A 17,192-nucleotide genomic window follows, 5' to 3' on the forward strand; every position below is an offset into this window, starting at 1 on the left:
CTTTCACTGTCTATATACACAGTTACCAAATTAAACTGCGCTCTCGCCCCCCTCAGCCTGTGGATAAATCTGTTTATAGAGTTGTTTTAACAAATGATAAAGTTATTCAAGGTCATCAAAAAACAAATATAAGCCACTGTAATTAAAGCATTAAATATCAGATCCCCCACCCTTCCCATGATCCTTCTCGGATCATGCCATGTGGAAAACCTAATTTTGCGTTTAATGTCAGCGATAGGATTATATTCTAGTCAGAGTGTGCAATTAATCTGCAAAGAGTAGATAGAAAAAAAGCGACACCAAAGGTGTCGCCTAGCAATAATTTAAGGAGGTTATCTCGTTTAACGAGTACGGCTAACCAACCAAAAGCTATAAATACACTGGAAGCAATGTGAGCAATGTCGTGTCAAAAAAGAACCGATTAAGTGAACTGAGCCATGTCGCTAGTTGTTTAACCTTTTCCCTTAGGACGAGTTAATAGTAATCATTCTCATTTAATGCGTCAACCACTAATTGAGAATATTTATCATTTAATTTCTGAGCACAAAAAAACCGGCGTAATGCCGGCTTCTAATGTCGCGGTGTTTATTAATCTTGCTGGCTATCTTGTGCCAACCACTCCGCCACATCTTTGGCAAAGTAAGTCAGAATGCCATCCGCACCGGCGCGCTTAAAGCACAGCAGTGATTCAAGTACCGTTTCACGCTCTTTTAGCCAACCATTTTGAATCGCGGCTTTGTGCATTGCATACTCACCAGAGACTTGATAAGCAAACGTCGGTACCTGAAGCTCGCTTTTCACACGACGCACCACGTCTAGGTATGGCATACCTGGCTTGACCATCACCATATCCGCACCTTCATTGATGTCCATCGCAACTTCATGCAAGGCTTCATCACTGTTGGCAGGATCCATCTGGTAATTTTTCTTATCACCGCCCTTAAGATTGGAGGCCGAACCGACAGCATCTCGGAATGGACCATAGTAGTTTGATGCATATTTCGCAGAGTAAGCCATGATCTGTGTATGTACATGACCCGCTTCTTCTAGCGCTTCACGAATACGACCAATACGACCATCCATCATATCCGACGGCGCAACGACATCTGCGCCAGCTTCTGCATGGGACAAGGCTTGTTTGATGAGCACATCAGTAGTTTCATCATTCTGTACATAACCATCTTCGTCGATAATGCCGTCTTGACCATGAGTCGTAAACGGATCTAACGCTACGTCTGTGATTACGCCCATTTGTGGCACATTTTCCTTTAGTGAGCGCACAGCGCGCTGCACCAAGCCTTCTGGATTATAGGCTTCCGCCGCACAGAGACTTTTTGCATCTTGGTTAACTACTGGGAACAGCGCAATGGCAGGTACGCCCAGTTTTGCTAGATATTCGGCTTCTTCTAGCATCAAATCAATAGAAAGACGCTCAACCCCAGGCATGGACTCCACTGTTTCGCGGCGATTTTTGCCCATTAGAATGAACATTGGGTAGATCAAGTCATCCACCGACACCTTATTCTCTGCCATTAAACGTCGGCTAAAGTCATGTTTGCGCATACGGCGCATACGGCGTGCTGGAAATTGACCTTGAATCGATACAGACACCTTTCTCTCCTTGTCTGGAAAAATGCGAAAATCAAGCATATCACTCTCGCATGTTCATGCTAGTAGTAAAATTGGAAAATGCTAAACCACAAACGATATACTGAAGCTATTACTCACCAAATTTAGTTAGCCATGATAGATACACACGCCCATATTTACGCCACCGAATTCGACCAAGACCGTGATGAAGTGGTGCAGCGCGCCCTAGATGCTGGTATTGAGCACATTTTGCTACCCAACATCGACCTCGACTCCATTGAGCCTATGCTGGCGACCGAAGCGGCTTATCCTCAAGTATGCCGCTCGATGATGGGTCTGCATCCATGCTATGTCGATGCTAATGTCGATCAAACGCTCGACACCATCCATTCTTGGTTCGACAAGCATAACTTTATTGCTGTAGGTGAAATTGGTATCGACTTGTACTGGGATAAAACCTACCGCAAGGAGCAGGAGCATGCCTTCATCACTCAGTTGAATTGGGCCAAAGAGATGGATCTGCCTGTAGTGATCCATACACGAGATTCGATTGAAGAAACTTTGGCTCTACTTAGATCGGAGCAAAACGGCGACTTGCGCGGCGTGTTCCACTGCTTCGGCGGCACAATTGAAGAAGCGAAAGCCATTAACGATCTTGGCTTTCACCTTGGCCTAGGTGGTGTCTCTACCTTTAAAAATTCAGGCATGGACAAAGTGATTCCTGAGCTAGATTTGAGCAAAGTGATTCTAGAAACCGACTGCCCTTACCTAGCACCAGTGCCACATCGTGGAAAACGCAATGAGCCTGCGTATACTGAACTGGTGCTAAAACGCATAGCGGATCTCACCGAATTGAGTAGTAAAAAAGTGGCACAGATAACAACAAACAATGCAAAATCACTGTTTTCATTGTAGTTTTTCATAATTTATTACTCATTCCGTGACGGAGATCGAGTTTGGTGTACACAAGACAACCTCAAGTTAACGTAGAATATGCATCAATTTTATATGCCACTGCCGACAAAGGAAGCGTGGCAGAGATCACGCAGTTCTATCTCGGAGGTGGAGTATGTGCCAACATGGAAATCTATTACAACGTCAGCATCGCACATTTTGGCAAAAGCTAATGGGCGTGAAAGAAGTGTATGTATGCTCTAATTGCGGCTACGTTCTGAAAATCCGCTAACCTCAAAGCTCAGTTGTCAGAATGAAGAAGCCAGTATTACTGCAACAAAGAATGCCACGACAAAGAATGCAGAGAAAAAAATAGCGGCCTAGGCCGCTATTTTTACATCTAAGATGATGTCATCAATCCATCACAAGCTTTACTCTTGCTCAGCCTCTTCGCTGTCATCTGTCTTACGTGTATAGAAGCGTGCAAAGAACAGTCCCACTTCAAACAGCAAACACATAGGAATCGCTAGCAGAGTTTGCGAAATCATATCCGGCGGAGTGAGGAGCATCCCCACGATAAACGCTCCAACTACGATATACGGACGCTTTTGCTTCAAGCTTTCAACATCCGTCGCCCCTGTCCAACACAACAAAATAATGGCCACAGGTACTTCAAACGCAATACCAAATGCCAAAAATAGCGCCAATACAAAATCCAGATAGCTGGAGATATCGGTCGCGAATTCTACGCCGCCAAGCGATATCGCGGTGAAAAAGCCAAACACCAGCGGAAATACCACAAAGTACGCAAACGCAACGCCGCAATAAAACAGCAGCGAGCTCGAGAACATCAATGGCATGACCAGCTTTTTCTCATGCTTGTACAAGCCAGGTGCGACAAAAGCCCATACCTGATAAAGAATATAAGGCACGGCCACAAACACCGATGCGATCAAAGTAAGTTTGAGCGGGGTGAAGAATGGCGACGCTACGTCGGTAGCGATCATGGTCGCCCCCTCTGGTAATCTTTCTACCAAAGGCTTAGAAACGAAATCGTAAATATTGCCAGAGAAATAAACCAAGGCTAAGAACACCACCAACACAGCGACAATCGCACGCAGCAGTCGGTTACGAAGCTCTAACAGATGGCTAATCAAAGGCTGTGTCTGTTCGACGGAAGACATGAAAACCTCGAATAAAATACCGTGAAGATGAGCAAACTAAAGGCCCATCCACGGGAGACATATATACAGACAAGGGCTGATGTTCAGCCCTTGTTTAGATCTTTTTCTGGAGACTCATTCTCGGCAGGTTTAGCAGGCTCTGGTTGCACCGTCTCTTGCGGACGGGAATCAGGTTCTGCAGTTGTCACCTTATCACTTGCGTAAGGTCGGGTGACTTCTTTTGCCGCCTGCTTCAATTCTTCTACCGAACTTTTCAGTTCCGGTGAGAGGTCTTCCATGCCCATTTTCTCAGCTTTTCGCAGGTTCTCTTGAAGCTCTTGAACTTTAAGCTCATGCGACAGCTCGTCTTTGACGTTATTCGCCATCGCTTTTGCTGAGCTGATAAAACGAGAAACACTTCGGATAGCCGTTGGTAGGCGCTCTGGCCCCAGAACCACCAAACCAACTACAGAGATGAGTACCAGTTCCCAAAAACCGATATCAAACACGAATTATGCCTGCTCTTTATCTTTCTTTGTTTCAGTAGAAGCGTCTGTTTTCTGTTGCTCAATGTTCTTTGGTTCAAAATCTGCATCTTTGTCGTCAGATTTCTTTGCCGTTTGCTCATCTTCGCTCATGGCTTTCTTAAAGCCTTTTACAGCACCACCTAAGTCGCCGCCAATACCACGCAGTTTCTTGGTTCCAAATAGCAGAATCACAATCACTGCAATGATAAGAAGTTGCCAAATACTAATACCGCCCATTCTTTCTACCTCGGGTCTTGATTAACAAACAAATGATTTAATACGAGTTTATCGCTTAACGCCTGTAAGTACGCCAACTGAACAACCAAAATGTGATACCAGCAACGCCAGATGCAACTGACAGCTGATCGTAAGGTCCTTCAAGTAATATGGCGGAGCATACGATTAAAGTTGCACCAACGCCAAACAAAAATTTACCTGTCCCATGTTGCCGTTTTGTTTCACGGTATCCTTGGTACAAGGTATCCATGCGTTGATTCATAGCTTTACCTTGTTTCAGGCTATCGTACAGCAACTCTGGAAGTTCCGGCAATTTTTCTGCCCAAAACGGCGCACGATCTTTGATACCGTTAATAACTGCCTGCGGTCCAACTTGATTCATCATCCAGTTTTCGAGAAATGGCTTCGCCGTCTCCCATAAGTCTAGCTGCGGATAAAGCTGTCTGCCGAGCCCCTCAACATAGAGCAGAGTCTTCTGCAACAATACCAGCTGTGGCTGCACTTCCATATTGAAGCGGCGAGCAGTATTGAAGAGGTTCAGTAGTACATGACCAAAGGAAATTTCGCACAGTGGCTTAGCAAAAATCGGCTCACACACCATACGAATCGCAAACTCGAACTCGTCGACATTGGTATCGCGTGGCACCCAACCAGAATCCACATGAAGCTCAGCCACTTTACGATAGTCTCGATTAAAGAAAGCTAGGAAGTTCTCAGCTAGGTAGCGCTTGTCGTCGCTATTGAGTGTGCCGACAATACCGCAGTCAAGACCAATCCACAGTGGGTTTTCAGGGTGGTCATAACTAACAAACACGTTGCCAGGGTGCATGTCGGCATGGAAGAAGCTATCGCGAAACACCTGGGTGAAGAAAACGCTCACACCACGCTCCGCCAGTAGCTTCATGTTGGTGCCATTTGCTTCTAGCGTCGGGATATCAGAAACCTGAATACCATAGATGCGCTCAGAGACCATCAAGCTTTCGCTGCTAAAATCTGGCAATACTTCCGGCACATACAACTCTTCGCTGCCTTCGAAATTGCGGCGCAGCTGAATCGCGTTGGCCGCTTCTCGGCGCAGATCGAGCTCATCAAGCAAGGTCTTTTCATACTCACGAACTACCTCGACTGGCTTCAATCTACGAGCATCGGGCAGCGCCCTCGACACGATGCGTGCCATGCGATACATGAGCTTTAGGTCGGCATCGATCACCGGACGAATATCCGGACGAATCACTTTAAGTACGACCTCTTGGCCGGTCGATTTCAGCTTAGCGGTATGTACCTGAGCAATAGACGCAGACGCCAGTGGCTTGATATCAAAATCGTCAAACCAGTTTTCAATCGGACCACCGAGTGCCAACTCCATTTGCGACTTAGCCAGCTCACCATCAAACGGAGAGACTTGGTCTTGCAACAGAGCCAGTTGGTCGGCGATGTGTGGTGGGAACAGATCGCGACGCGTCGACATCATCTGTCCAAATTTGATCCACACCGGACCGAGTTCTTGCAGCGCCAAACGCAGGCGCTCACCTAACGGCTTTTCTGGATGCTTGTTCTTCATCCAAAACAGCGAACGTCTGACCAGCAGAGGGGCTTTGGTTAATTGATGCGTTGGCATCAGTTCATCAAGGCCATACTCAAGTTGTACCTTGATGATGTGATAAAGGCGCTTTATTTCACTCGGAGTCATACACGCTCCGAGTCGGTATTGTCACTGCCAGCGGCTGCTAGCAGCGCATCAAGGCGAGCATTGAGTCGCTCAGCTTGGCTGCGTACGTCGTCGACATCATCGCAAAAGGCTGCAATCGCCAACGGTGGCGGGGCAATTTTCCACTCTTCGGTGAGCACCTGGCCGAAATGGTCTTGATGCTTTGACGCGTGTGAAGCGATAAAACCAAACAGGTTTTTAGCCCCTTGTACTGCAGTATGCGCAACCACATCACCGGTTACGCGTGACAACCACTCTTCGATATCCGGTTTACAGTCGGTCAGCAATGCTGAGAATTTTTGCGCTAACTGAATATCGCCTTCCAGCTCCAGTTTATCTTGTTTAATAAGCTTGGTGATGTTGGCCTGATCTTTAAGCTCAGGCAGCACAGAAAGGCTCAGTGACAGATAACAATCTGACTCACCTTCATAATTAGCCAGCACATCAAGTTGATGACTGAACACAAAGGTCAGTGATTTGTTGAATTCACGCAGGTGAACTTGAATCACCTGGCCTTTAAGGCGAGTGACACGACTGACCAGCGCATCGTCATCGTTGATCAGCGTATTCAGTGTGGTTTCCACCACCGCGGTCACTAATGGGTCAAATGGCATGACTCAATCCTTAGAATTTGTATCCACGGTGCAGGGCTACAATGCCACCGGTTAGGTTGTAGTATTTGGTGTGTTCAAAGCCTGCCTCTTGCATCATGCCTTCCAGAGTATCTTGGTCTGGGTGCATGCGGATCGATTCCGCAAGATAGCGATAGCTTTCCGCATCATTCGCCACCAACTCGCCCATTTTTGGCAGCAAGTGGAATGAGTACGCGTCATACACTTTTGACAGTGGCTCAACGATAGGTTTAGAGAACTCCAACACCAATAGACGACCGCCCGGCTTCAATACGCGGAACATCGAACGCAGAGCTTTGTCTTTGTCGGTTACGTTGCGTAGGCAAAAACTGATAGTAATACAGTCGAAGTAATTGTCTGGGAATGGCAGCTCTTCGGCGTTCGCTTGCACGTAGTGCACGTTGCCAACGATACCAGTATCACGCAGTTTATCGCGACCGACATTGAGCATTGAGTTGTTAATGTCGGCAAGTACCACATGGCCCTTGTCACCAACAATACGAGAGAACTTTGCGGTCAAATCACCCGTACCGCCACCTAGGTCAAGAATGCGCTGACCCGGTCTTGCACCACTGCAATCAATAGTGAAGCGTTTCCATAAACGGTGGACACCGCCCGACATTAGGTCGTTCATGATGTCGTATTTCGCCGCTACCGAGTGGAACACTTCCGCAACGCGCGTCACTTTTTCTTGTTTCGCGACTGTTTCAAAGCCGAAGTGCGTGGTGTCGTCTTGTTGATTTAGCTGATTCGATTGCACAGTACTTTCCGTCATTATTCTTCCTCTTGGGCAGCGTTACGTCTCTGTCGCCGCAAGCGGTCAGTTTACTTTATCCATGTCTGGTTGTCTTTCCACCAGCGCATCATTTTGTGCGATTTCTGTGAGCGAAGGAGAAATCGAGCGTTTTACCTCAACACCAAGCTGTTTAAAGCTTTCCGCCTGACGAATCGCATTGCCGCGTCCCGTGGCTAACTTATTCATCGCACCTTGGTAACTTTGGTTGGCTTTATCAAGCGCGCCGCCAAGCCCTTCCATGTCATCAACGAACAATCTTAGCTTGTCGTAAAGCTTACTGGCCTTGTCAGCAATGACTTGAGCATTTTGATTTTGTCGGTCGTTGCGCCATAAATTATCAATAGTGCGCAGCGCCACCAGTAAGGTGGTTGGGCTGACAAGAATGATGTTGCTCTCCATTGCTTCTTTCACCAAGTTTGGATCGGCCTGAATCGCAACCTGGAACGCAGGTTCGACTGGGATAAACATAAGTACGTAATCCAGCGAGCGAATGCCTTTGAGCTGATGGTAATCTTTTTGTGACAAGCCACGAATGTGATTACGCAGCGCCAGTAAGTGGTCACTTAGGGCACGAGCGCGCTCAGTATCGGTTTCTGCATTGAAGTAGCGCTCATAGGCCACCAGCACCATTTTCGAATCAATCACCACCTGCTTCTCTTGAGGTAAGTGAACAATCACATCAGGCTGGTAACGCTTGCCAGCTTCATTTTGCAGGCTCACCTGGGTTTGATACTCATGGCCTTCACGCAACCCCGATTCCGCGAGTACGCGAGCGAGTACTACCTCACCCCAGTTACCTTGTTGTTTGTTGTCCCCTTTCAATGCCTGAGTCAGGTTCATCGCCTCTTTGGTCATCTGGTCATTGAGGCGCTGCAAGTTCTTAAGTTCGTGCACTAAGGTATGACGCTCTTTGGCTTCTTGGCTAAAACTGTCATTGACCTGCTTCTTAAAGCCTTCAAGCTGCTCTTTGAGAGGCGTTAAAATGCCTTCTAAGCTTTGACGGTTTTGCACGTCGACTTTGGCGGTTTTGGCTTCAAATACCTGATTGGCGAGGCGTTCAAACTGCTCCTTTAGGCGCAGTTCTGATTGCTGCAATAGTTCGAGCTTCTCACTGTCAGAGCGCTGCTGCTGTTGATAAGTGGCAAGCTGCTCACGCAATTGGGCTTCCGATTGGGCGCGCTGCTGCTTCACTTGCTCAAGTTCGCTAGCGTATTGCTGACGCTCTTGCTTCACGGCATCGAAATAGCGCAGCTTCTCCATCGCGGCCATGACCTTGCCATGGGCTTGCTTAAGTTCAAATGCCGACTTATCCCGCTCATCATCAAGCTCGTCAAGCTCTTGTTTTGCTTCTTTTAATTCGGTTCTAAGACGCTCAATTTGCTGCTCTAGCGCTGAGGCTTCTAACTCAGCCTTGTGCTCTGCCAAAGCTTGCAACTGACGAGATTTAAAATGCAGTACTGCGGCGGCGGAAAAACCGACCACTGAGCCTAGTGAAGTGATTGAAAGTAGGAGGGTTTGATTATCAATAATCCATTGCATGCTTTGCTTGCCATCAGCCGAAACTCTTAAGCTAATGGTAATTTATACTGGATAAATGTCCAGATATTTACAGGTTGCGACGCTTGAAACGGGCGTTGATAATATCTTCGATAAGCTTTTGCTCACGCTTAGCTTTTTCGTAATTCTGTTTTTTGTTCCAGCGCTCTAGCACCTGCTCTAAGCCTTGCACTCGTGCTGCTTTTTGCTGCAGTTGTTTTTGAACTGACTGACACTGAGCTTCCATCACGGCCTGCTCTTGCTGATGATGAAGCAGCATTTTTTGCAGCATTTGATCGGCCAGGTTGAGGTTCATCAGTCCCACGCTGCAGGTTTTGGTCGCCCCTTGGAAGTTGCGCGCTTTAAGCTCGGATAGTGCCGCGAGCTGTTGGCTTAGCTGCTCACTTTGATGGCGCATCGACTCTAGCTGAGCGCCAATTTGATCACGTCTTAGCTCTTCCACTTGGGTCATCTTACCGACGGCGCGAATTTTACTTTCCATTCTTCCCTTCCCTACGTTGCTATTCCCTCAACGAACTATTTCAATCAAGCACTCGGCTGAGCCTGAAACAGCGTCGCGAGCTCAGTCAAACTACTGGTAAGGTTCACCGCTTCGTTAGCGTCTTGTAGTAAATAGCCTTTGAGCTGAGGATGCATCGCCACCGCACGGTCTAGTTCAGGATCTTGCCCTGGCTGATAACCGCCAAGGGGCAGAAGCTCTTTGACCTGCAAGTAGCTCGAGTAAAGCTGCCTGAATTGATTGGCAATAGTCGAATGCGCCTGCGGGGTACAGCCCGACATACAGCGGCTTATCGAGGCGTTAATATCAATCGCTGGATAGTGGCCTTGCTCCGCCAGTTGACGAGAAAGCACCACATGACCATCAAGGATAGCTCGCGCCGAATCGACCACCGGATCTTGCTGGTCGTCACCCTCTGCCAACACAGTATAGATAGCGGTTAAACTGCCATCAGGGTGCTCACTGTTACCGGAACGCTCCAACAATTGTGGCAAGACACTGAATACCGAGGGCGGATACCCTCGAGAAGCTGGCGGCTCGCCCAGTGCTAAGGCGATTTCACGCTGCGCCATGGCATAGCGGGTGAGTGAATCCATCAACAGCAACACGTCGTTGCCTTTGTCTCGAAAATACTCGGCCACACGATGGCAAAGAAGGGTCGCACGTAACCGCATTAGCGGCGATTCATCGGCAGGGGCTGCAATGATGATTGCTTTGCGGCGCATCTCTTCGGTGAGATTGCGCTCAATAAATTCGCGCACCTCACGACCACGTTCACCAATGAGTCCAACAACAATCACGTCCGCTTCGGTGTTTTGGGTAATCATCCCCATCAGGACACTTTTACCGACGCCACTGCCCGCCATCAAACCGATGCGCTGGCCTTTACCCACTGTTAGCAAACCATTAATGGCACGCACGCCGACATCGAGCGGCGTATCCACCGGACGTCTTTTAAGTGGGTTGATCGGATTCGGCTCTAACGACACTCGCTCGCCGCCTTTGAGTTTCACGCCATCATCAAGCGCTTCACCCAGTCCATTCACCACTCGGCCTAACCAGTGATTGCCCAGATTGACAGAGCTATCACCATCGAGCGGCACCACTTTGGCACCAGCAAACAGCCCGCCCAGTCTGCGCACAGGCATAAGATAAGCAATATTGTGGTCAAAACCCACCACTTGGGCTTCAATCATGTCGCCTTCGTCGGTTTCTACCAAGCAGCGCTGCTCGAGCTTAAATCGACAGCCGACCGCTTGTAGCATCAGGCCATTCACTTTTACCAAACGCCCGGTCACTCGCGCGACGGGAATGGTACTCAGCGAGGCAATCGCATCGTGTAAGCGATCGTTCAGAAGAGGCGAAACGTTAGACATCGCGTTCCTCAGCGTCATTGGCAATCACTTCATCCAGCAAATGCTCTTTTACGGCATCCATGCAGGTCTCTAAGCGCGAGTCGCAGCTGGCATCAGCTTCTGCCTCATCGGTGACCAGATGACAGCCACCGACAGGAAGCTCAGCTTTCGCAACCAGCTTCCAACCCGCGGCAAGTTCTGGATTGATATCGGTAATACGCTCTAGGTCTTGAGGGTTTAGGAACACAGTGACCTTTTCCGATTTACCCGGCATCGCTTCAAGCGTTTCATCGACTAGGGCAAGAATTTGTTGTGGCATCAGAGTCAGTTCAGCACGAATCACTTGCTGGGCTACCTTTTGCACCAACTCACAAATCACATGCCGTTGCTGCTGCTCTTTCTCTTCCTGCCAGCGCGAGAGCGCCACGTAAATATCGTTGACCGGTTTGACAGCGTCCAAGTAGGTCTGCTTACCGGCTTGCTCACCTGAGACAAAGCCTTGCTGAAAGCCTTCTTTTTGGCCTTCGGTCATCCCTTGCTGCTTGCCTTGCTCAACGCCTTGGTTAAACCCTTCGCGATGACCGCGTTCAAGGCCTTGCTGAAAACCTTCTTCCAGACGCTGCTGAATATCCATTTGCGTCGGTGCGTCATCCCAGTTGAGATCCGCTGCCAGTTCTTCACTGGCAGAAGGCTGGGCAACAGGCGGAAAGCGGTGCTGACGATAGCCTGTTGCTGGCAATGTGAATACTTTGCTGCGCGTCATGATTACTCCACCGTCTGCTCTTGATACAGAGTGAGTTCAATCTCACCAGCTTCCGACATCTCTTTGATGATTTGCATGATCTCATTGCGGGCACGCTCCACCGTACTCAGTGGTACTGCACCGCGCAATTGCATGTCATCTTCTAGCGCTTTGACCATACGCTGCGGCATCGAGGCTTTGATCGCTTGCTGCAAGGTGATTTCCGCGCCTTTCAGTGCGACAGACCAAAGCTCAGCAGGCACCTGTTGTACCAAGGCATCCATGGTGTCTTCACGTTGCCTGCCAAGCACCATAAAGTCGAACATGTTCTCTTCAATTTCGCTCACCACTTTCTCATCATGCAGCTTGAGCATTTCCATCAACATAGCGCGGTCGCCAGAGAAGCGGTTGATGATGTCAGCCACCTGCTTCACACCAGACATCGGCGCACTTTGACTCACCGAGACTTGCTCGATGCAGCGCTCAATAAGCTCATTCAGATCGCCCACCACTTGGTGGTCAATATCTTGCAATGTGGCAATGCGATACAGCAGCTCATCATGGTAGTCCGATGGCAAATGGTTCAGCACTTGCGACGAGGTTTCTGGTGGCAAGTAAGCTAAGAAAATCGCCTGCATTTGCGGGTGCTCGCTGGCAACAAAGCGCGCCAGTACTTCAGCTTCAACCCATTGCAGCCTTTGCATGTTGTTGCGAATTTCATCGCCATACAGGTTGTTCAGTAGTCCTTTAGCCAAATCGTTACCCAACGCCTTACGCAGCGTATTCGACAGATACTCTTTTGATGCGCCGCGAATACCACTGTGCTGCCTAAAGTCGTCAAAGAAGTGCTGGATAACATTTTTCGCACTGTCACTCTTGATGCCACTGAGCTTTGCCATGGCTTTAGTGACGCGCTGAGTTTCATCACGAGAGAAGTGACGCAATACCTGTGCGGCGGCATCTTCTCCCATGCCGAGCAGCACCAATGCCGTGCGTTCGACGTGACTAAGCGTTGCTGGCGTTGACTGTGCTGTTTTCATTGACGTTTACCCATTGTTTAAGGACTTCGGCCACGCGCTCCGGCTCTTCGGTCGCGATAAGTTGTAGATGTTTCAATTGCAGTTCAAGCGGTGAGCCTGGAGGTGGCAACATATCGCTGCTCGCATCCAGTCCAGACGATGTCGACTCAATTCCGCGCTCAGTCAGCTTGCGGTTGAGACGTTCTTCGCGCTCACGCTCTTCGCGAGTTTGAATGTTTTCTTGGTACTCTTCTTCTTGAGGCTCAGCAAACTCCAGCTCATGCCCACGTCTGTCTGCACCCGTCAAATGCATGATCAGTGGACGCAACACAAAGAAGATCATTGCCATGCCGAGCATGCCGCCAATCACATAACGCAGCGGCTGCTGAACCGTAGGGTCTTGCCACCACGGCATGGCTGGCGGCGCTTCAATTTCGATAGGTGTGAAGTTAAAGCTCATCAAGCTCAAACTATCGCCGCGTTCGGTAGAGATGCCCACCGCATCGGTGATCATGGTAGAGATTTGTGCACGCTCTGCCGGTGTCCAGGCAGTGCCATTTGGCGCCGCAGTCTCGTTAAGTAGAACAGAAACACTTAACTTGTCGATTTGACCTTGCTGGTACTGGGTGCGACGAACGCTGCTACCAACCGCATACTGACGATTTAGCTCACTGCGTGCGTTGGTATTTTGGCTGTCATTAGTCGGCACCTCACCGGTGACTGGCGGTTGGTTACTCAAAGAGCCCGGAATACCAAGAGCAATCTTATCGACCGTGTTGTTTTGAATGCTGTACTCGTTACGAACCACCGGGTTGGAGTCGAGAATTTCTTGAGTCTCTTCAACTTGACTGAAGTCCATATCCGCCGCCACTTGGACACGGAAGTTACTTGGCCCGACAATCGGCGTTAACATGTCCGCCGCGCGCTGGATGATCTGCTTCTCAACGTTCTTTTGATACTCCAGATATTTCGCATTCACCTTACCGGTTGCCGCCGAAGCAACATCAGCACTGAGCAAGCGGCCGTATTGGTCGATAACCGATACCGATTCAGACTTCATCCCAGTGACACTGCCCACCACCAAATTGATGATCGCTTCCACTTGATCCGGCTTGAGATCTTCACCCGGTTTTAGCTCAATCATCACCGACGCCGAAGGATCTTCACCTTGTTGGCGCACAAACAGGGTTTGTCTTGGAATGGCTAGGTGCACACGAGCATTGGAAATAGCATTAAGAGAAATAATGGTGCGAACCAACTCCCCTTCCAAGCCATGACGATAGCGCGCGTTTTCCATAAATTGGCTAGTACCGAGTGAGCTGTCTTCCTTAAGAGAGTCCAGACCGGTTGGCAACTGAGCTTTAACGCCTTTTGCTGCCAGTAGCATGCGGATCTTCGCCACTTGCCCTTCGGCAACAAGCACTTGGCCATTTTGCTCTTGAAGACGATAAGCGATGCCTTCCGACTCCAACACCGAGACAATTTCGCCAATATCAAATCGCTCTTGCTGGCTATACAGCGGACGATAGCTTTGCGATGAACTCCATAGCGCGACCACAATGATCGCTGCAACTATCGCTGCCAACACAGCAGACAATACAAGGTTACGCTGCGAGCTCGACCACAGCTTTTTCAATCTGGCTTGAACGTCATCTGTTTTGGATGCCGACTTAGGCGCGACATCAATAGAGCCCGGCATGGTCGCCGTTTGAGGGGCTAATTCAGACATAGGTTACACCGGCATCTTCATGACATCTTCAAATGACGCCACAACCTTGTTGCGAACCTGCATCAGTGCCGAGAACGACAAGCTGGCTTTTTGACTGGCGATCATCGCGCCCACCAAGTCATCACTTTGACCCGTTTCCACCGCCGTCATTTTCTTCGACGCTAGCGATTGGTGCTCATTGACCATATCCAAAACGTTTTTCATCGCACCAGAAAATGCCAACGGTTGATTGACCTTTTGAGTGTCCATTGGATTGTTGGTCACCATAAAGTCCGGTTGAACTTGCTGCTGCATCGCTTGCATCTTGGTCAGCATCAACTGCTCTGCAGATACGGCATTATTGATAGGTTGCATCGCCATCTAATTTCTCCTTTATGCAGCCGAGCCGATGGCTGACTGTAAATCAATTCCTTGCTCGCGCATCGCGGCTAGCTTGTAGCGCAGTGCACGTGTGGTTACCCCAAGCGCATCCGCCGTTTTAGTGCGGTTACCGCCAAATTGGCGCAACTTTTCGAGAATAAACTGGAACTCGGCCTGCTTTTTCACTTCCACATGCCCCATACCTTGTTTTCCCATCCCTTGATGGATAGCCGCACTCGCCGTTGGCAGCTCTACTGGCAGCATCAAATCGTGCGCGGTAATGTAGTCACCGTGGCGCATGACTAGGGCGCGCTGAATAACGTTCTCCAGTTCACGGATATTGCCCGGCCAGTGGTAGTGACACAGCGCTTGCTCGGCATCAGCCGATAAATGGCAATTGCTATGCTCTTTGTATTTGTTGATGAAGAATTGGCTGATCGGCAAGATGTCTTCTTTGCGATCACGCAGTGGTGGCCAGTGCAGTGGCAGCACATCTAAGCGGTAATAGAGATCTTCTCGGAATTGACCTTTGCGCACTTCCTCACGCAGGTCTTTGTTAGTCGCGGCAATCACACGAATATCTAAAGCGATCGCTTTGTGGCTACCGACACGCTCAACCTCGCGCTCTTGAAGCACACGCAGTAACTTAGCTTGTACTGCTGGTGACATTTCACCAATTTCATCGAGCAAGATAGTGCCGCCGTTGGCCTCTTCAAACTTACCCGACTGAGAGCCTGTCGCTCCGGTAAATGCACCTTTAACGTGACCAAACAGCACCGCTTCTAGCATCGATTCTGGGATCGCCGCACAGTTCACTGCTACAAAAGGCTGATTGCTGCGTGGGGATTGATCGTGAACGTAACGTGCTAAAACTTCTTTACCAGTACCTGATTCACCCGTGATCAACACACTGGCACTGGTACAAGCGGCACGATGCGCCAATTGCAATACTTGTTTACTGCGCCATGATTCCGCCACGATGTTAGCCATCGGTTTTTCCAGCGCTTCCACGCGCTGAATAAGACTAAGCAGCTGCGCGCCTTCAAATGGACGTAATAGGTAATCCGTCGCACCCGCTTTCATCGCTTCCGCCGCCAAAATCCCTTGGTCTTGTTCAACAATGGCAATCGCTACACCCGGATTGGACTTACGTTGATGACAAGCGATCCATTCGCGAACACTCATGTCCGGCAGCGCCGAGCTGATTAAGCTGATGGTGGCTTTATCCTGGAGCAGTGCCGCACGGCCTGTTTTCACATGCGTCACACTAAAGCCCTGCTCTGTCAGCAAGTCGATTATTGGCGCGGCATTGATGTCGCAAGGCTCAACGAAGAGAATATCCTTATGCATTAGCTGAGTTGGCATTTATTGCACCTCTGTCTTCTGATCCATTGAAGACGCTGATTGTGAAGAATCGTGTCTGACTACGCGCACAGTAACGCGGCGGTTTTTCGCTTGGCCAAATTCGGTATCGTTGGTGCTCACTGGATAACGAGCTCCATGAGCACGGACTTCGATAAGCGACTTTGGTGCGCCAAGCTCCATCAAAGTGCTGGCCACATCATCAGCTCGCACACGAGACATCTGTAAATTACTCGTGGTACTGCCTACGTTGTCGGTATGCCCATCGACCAATACTTTAGACACGCTCTGATCGGCATTGAGATAGCTCACCAGAGATTCCAAGGTACGACGTTGTTCGCTCGATACCACACGCTGACCAAATTCAAAGTTCAGCACCACGTCGCGTGCTTGCTGATAGCTCATTTCTGGTAAGGCAATCCGGCAGGCGTTGAATCGAATAAACGCAGACTCAATGCGAGTCGATGGCAATACGTAAGCGTCACTGTGCGTTTGCGCACCCGACATGGCACTGACTCGAACCCAAGCACCTTTGCTCACTGCACCGAGTAGCGATTCAATACCAACATCGAAAATCGCATAGCCCTTGGTAGTTTTTGCGGCTCTATCGACCATGCTGTGTTGTGCCGGGGTTTGCCAAGGCGCAGTCAGCTGAAATAGCTCGGCTTGTTGAATAGGTTTATTAGGTAAATAAAGAACAGCGGAAAGCGGATTATTTGGTTCCGCGTGGAAGTAAAACTTCCCCATATTATTTGGCAACTGATGTTCAAGCTGGCACTCAAATTCACCGTCTTTGGACTGCCAATTAACCAAATCCATAGGTATATTAACGTCAGCGCCAAATGAGAGGTTAGTCCCAAAAACAAAGCTGCTAGAAACAAGTAGCACAAACAATTTATTAACAACTTTAGTTTGAAAGTGTATTTTACAGTCCCTTGACTCAGTAAAACTAGCCAATAATAAAGAGATTCTATTCTTCCCTGCCCGAGAATTCATATTGCCACCCATCTAATGTTTATGTT

Annotated in this window: 16 protein-coding genes and 1 pseudogene; 1 reads left to right on the top strand and 16 read right to left on the bottom strand. The window is 49.0% G+C overall.

The features are described from left to right. Positions 1-588: 588 nt before the first annotated feature. Entirely contained in the window at positions 589-1,611 is a 1,023-nt protein-coding gene (gene hemB, locus ACVA6Q_RS18815; protein ID WP_353497379.1) for a porphobilinogen synthase, read from the bottom strand. A gap of 132 nt (positions 1,612-1,743) precedes the next feature. Between hemB and ACVA6Q_RS18820 the strand changes: the two genes are divergently transcribed. Continuing rightward, a complete protein-coding gene (locus ACVA6Q_RS18820; protein WP_446648542.1) occupies positions 1,744-2,505 on the top strand; it encodes a TatD family hydrolase in 762 nt (253 codons plus the stop codon). A gap of 410 nt (positions 2,506-2,915) precedes the next feature. On the opposite strand, the gene tatC is transcribed toward ACVA6Q_RS18820, so the two are convergent. From tatC to ACVA6Q_RS18895, 15 genes and pseudogenes are all read right to left on the bottom strand, one after another. Then, positions 2,916-3,668 carry a twin-arginine translocase subunit TatC gene (gene tatC / locus ACVA6Q_RS18825; RefSeq protein ID WP_353497381.1) on the bottom strand — a complete coding sequence of 251 codons (753 nt, stop codon included), beginning with the start codon at positions 3,666-3,668 and terminating at the stop codon, positions 2,916-2,918. Between the two features lie 83 nt (positions 3,669-3,751). Next, positions 3,752-4,156 (bottom strand): Sec-independent protein translocase protein TatB, encoded by a 405-nt coding sequence (gene tatB, locus ACVA6Q_RS18830; protein ID WP_418641802.1) that lies wholly within the window; start codon positions 4,154-4,156, stop codon positions 3,752-3,754. A gap of 3 nt (positions 4,157-4,159) precedes the next feature. Beyond that, positions 4,160-4,411, bottom strand: a complete 252-nt coding sequence (gene tatA, locus ACVA6Q_RS18835; RefSeq protein WP_353497382.1) for a Sec-independent protein translocase subunit TatA — start codon at positions 4,409-4,411, stop codon at positions 4,160-4,162. A gap of 55 nt (positions 4,412-4,466) precedes the next feature. Continuing rightward, positions 4,467-6,101, bottom strand: coding sequence for a ubiquinone biosynthesis regulatory protein kinase UbiB (gene ubiB, locus ACVA6Q_RS18840; protein ID WP_446648543.1), 1,635 nt, complete (start codon positions 6,099-6,101; stop codon positions 4,467-4,469). Then, entirely contained in the window at positions 6,098-6,733 is a 636-nt protein-coding gene (locus ACVA6Q_RS18845) for a ubiquinone biosynthesis accessory factor UbiJ (RefSeq protein ID WP_446648544.1), read from the bottom strand. Before ACVA6Q_RS18845 ends, ubiB begins: the two co-directional genes overlap by 4 nt. 10 nt (positions 6,734-6,743) lie before the next feature. Next, positions 6,744-7,526 (bottom strand): bifunctional demethylmenaquinone methyltransferase/2-methoxy-6-polyprenyl-1,4-benzoquinol methylase UbiE, encoded by a 783-nt coding sequence (ubiE, locus tag ACVA6Q_RS18850; RefSeq protein ID WP_353497385.1) that lies wholly within the window; start codon positions 7,524-7,526, stop codon positions 6,744-6,746. A gap of 45 nt (positions 7,527-7,571) precedes the next feature. Next, positions 7,572-8,903 (bottom strand): annotated as a pseudogene (gene rmuC / locus ACVA6Q_RS18855) (DNA recombination protein RmuC); the annotation flags it as partial. A 250-nt stretch (positions 8,904-9,153) separates the two neighbouring features. Then, a complete protein-coding gene (gene fliJ / locus ACVA6Q_RS18860; RefSeq protein WP_446648545.1) occupies positions 9,154-9,585 on the bottom strand; it encodes a flagellar export protein FliJ in 432 nt (143 codons plus the stop codon). 44 nt (positions 9,586-9,629) lie between these two features. Beyond that, positions 9,630-10,979, bottom strand: a complete 1,350-nt coding sequence (fliI, locus tag ACVA6Q_RS18865) for a flagellar protein export ATPase FliI (RefSeq protein WP_353497388.1) — start codon at positions 10,977-10,979, stop codon at positions 9,630-9,632. After that, entirely contained in the window at positions 10,972-11,721 is a 750-nt protein-coding gene (gene fliH, locus ACVA6Q_RS18870) for a flagellar assembly protein FliH (RefSeq protein WP_353497389.1), read from the bottom strand. The genes fliI and fliH overlap by 8 nt, the downstream gene beginning before the upstream one ends. Positions 11,722-11,723: 2 nt before the next feature. Further along, positions 11,724-12,740: a flagellar motor switch protein FliG gene (locus ACVA6Q_RS18875; RefSeq protein WP_446648546.1), complete on the bottom strand. Its 1,017-nt coding sequence runs from the start codon at positions 12,738-12,740 to the stop codon at positions 11,724-11,726. Continuing rightward, on the bottom strand, positions 12,706-14,448 hold the full coding sequence (fliF, locus tag ACVA6Q_RS18880) for a flagellar basal-body MS-ring/collar protein FliF (RefSeq protein ID WP_446648547.1): 1,743 nt from the start codon (positions 14,446-14,448) through the stop codon (positions 12,706-12,708). Before fliF ends, ACVA6Q_RS18875 begins: the two co-directional genes overlap by 35 nt. Positions 14,449-14,451: 3 nt before the next feature. Then, complete coding sequence (gene fliE / locus ACVA6Q_RS18885; protein WP_042502074.1) at positions 14,452-14,808, bottom strand: flagellar hook-basal body complex protein FliE; 357 nt, start codon at positions 14,806-14,808, stop codon at positions 14,452-14,454. Positions 14,809-14,820: 12 nt separating this feature from the next. Beyond that, on the bottom strand, positions 14,821-16,158 hold the full coding sequence (locus tag ACVA6Q_RS18890) for a sigma-54 dependent transcriptional regulator (RefSeq protein ID WP_112480151.1): 1,338 nt from the start codon (positions 16,156-16,158) through the stop codon (positions 14,821-14,823). Positions 16,159-16,173: 15 nt separating this feature from the next. Continuing rightward, complete coding sequence (locus ACVA6Q_RS18895) at positions 16,174-16,989, bottom strand: OmpA family protein (RefSeq protein WP_446648548.1); 816 nt, start codon at positions 16,987-16,989, stop codon at positions 16,174-16,176. Positions 16,990-17,192 lie beyond the last annotated feature (203 nt).

This window comes from Vibrio sp. DNB22_10_4, assembly GCF_052879755.1.

Bases quoted from the DNA above. Each gene is read 5' to 3' on its own strand.
- ACVA6Q_RS18820 (WP_446648542.1), top strand. From the start codon at position 1,744: ATGATAGATACACACGCCCATATTTACGCCACCGAATTCGACCAAGAC.
- tatC (WP_353497381.1), bottom strand. From the start codon at position 3,668: ATGTCTTCCGTCGAACAGACACAGCCTTTGATTAGCCATCTGTTAGAG.
- tatA (WP_353497382.1), bottom strand. From the start codon at position 4,411: ATGGGCGGTATTAGTATTTGGCAACTTCTTATCATTGCAGTGATTGTG.
- ubiB (WP_446648543.1), bottom strand. From the start codon at position 6,101: ATGACTCCGAGTGAAATAAAGCGCCTTTATCACATCATCAAGGTACAA.
- ACVA6Q_RS18845 (WP_446648544.1), bottom strand. From the start codon at position 6,733: ATGCCATTTGACCCATTAGTGACCGCGGTGGTGGAAACCACACTGAAT.
- ubiE (WP_353497385.1), bottom strand. From the start codon at position 7,526: ATGACGGAAAGTACTGTGCAATCGAATCAGCTAAATCAACAAGACGAC.
- fliJ (WP_446648545.1), bottom strand. From the start codon at position 9,585: ATGGAAAGTAAAATTCGCGCCGTCGGTAAGATGACCCAAGTGGAAGAG.
- fliI (WP_353497388.1), bottom strand. From the start codon at position 10,979: ATGTCTAACGTTTCGCCTCTTCTGAACGATCGCTTACACGATGCGATT.
- fliH (WP_353497389.1), bottom strand. From the start codon at position 11,721: ATGACGCGCAGCAAAGTATTCACATTGCCAGCAACAGGCTATCGTCAG.
- ACVA6Q_RS18875 (WP_446648546.1), bottom strand. From the start codon at position 12,740: ATGAAAACAGCACAGTCAACGCCAGCAACGCTTAGTCACGTCGAACGC.
- fliF (WP_446648547.1), bottom strand. From the start codon at position 14,448: ATGTCTGAATTAGCCCCTCAAACGGCGACCATGCCGGGCTCTATTGAT.
- fliE (WP_042502074.1), bottom strand. From the start codon at position 14,808: ATGGCGATGCAACCTATCAATAATGCCGTATCTGCAGAGCAGTTGATG.
- ACVA6Q_RS18890 (WP_112480151.1), bottom strand. From the start codon at position 16,158: ATGCATAAGGATATTCTCTTCGTTGAGCCTTGCGACATCAATGCCGCG.
- ACVA6Q_RS18895 (WP_446648548.1), bottom strand. From the start codon at position 16,989: ATGGATTTGGTTAATTGGCAGTCCAAAGACGGTGAATTTGAGTGCCAG.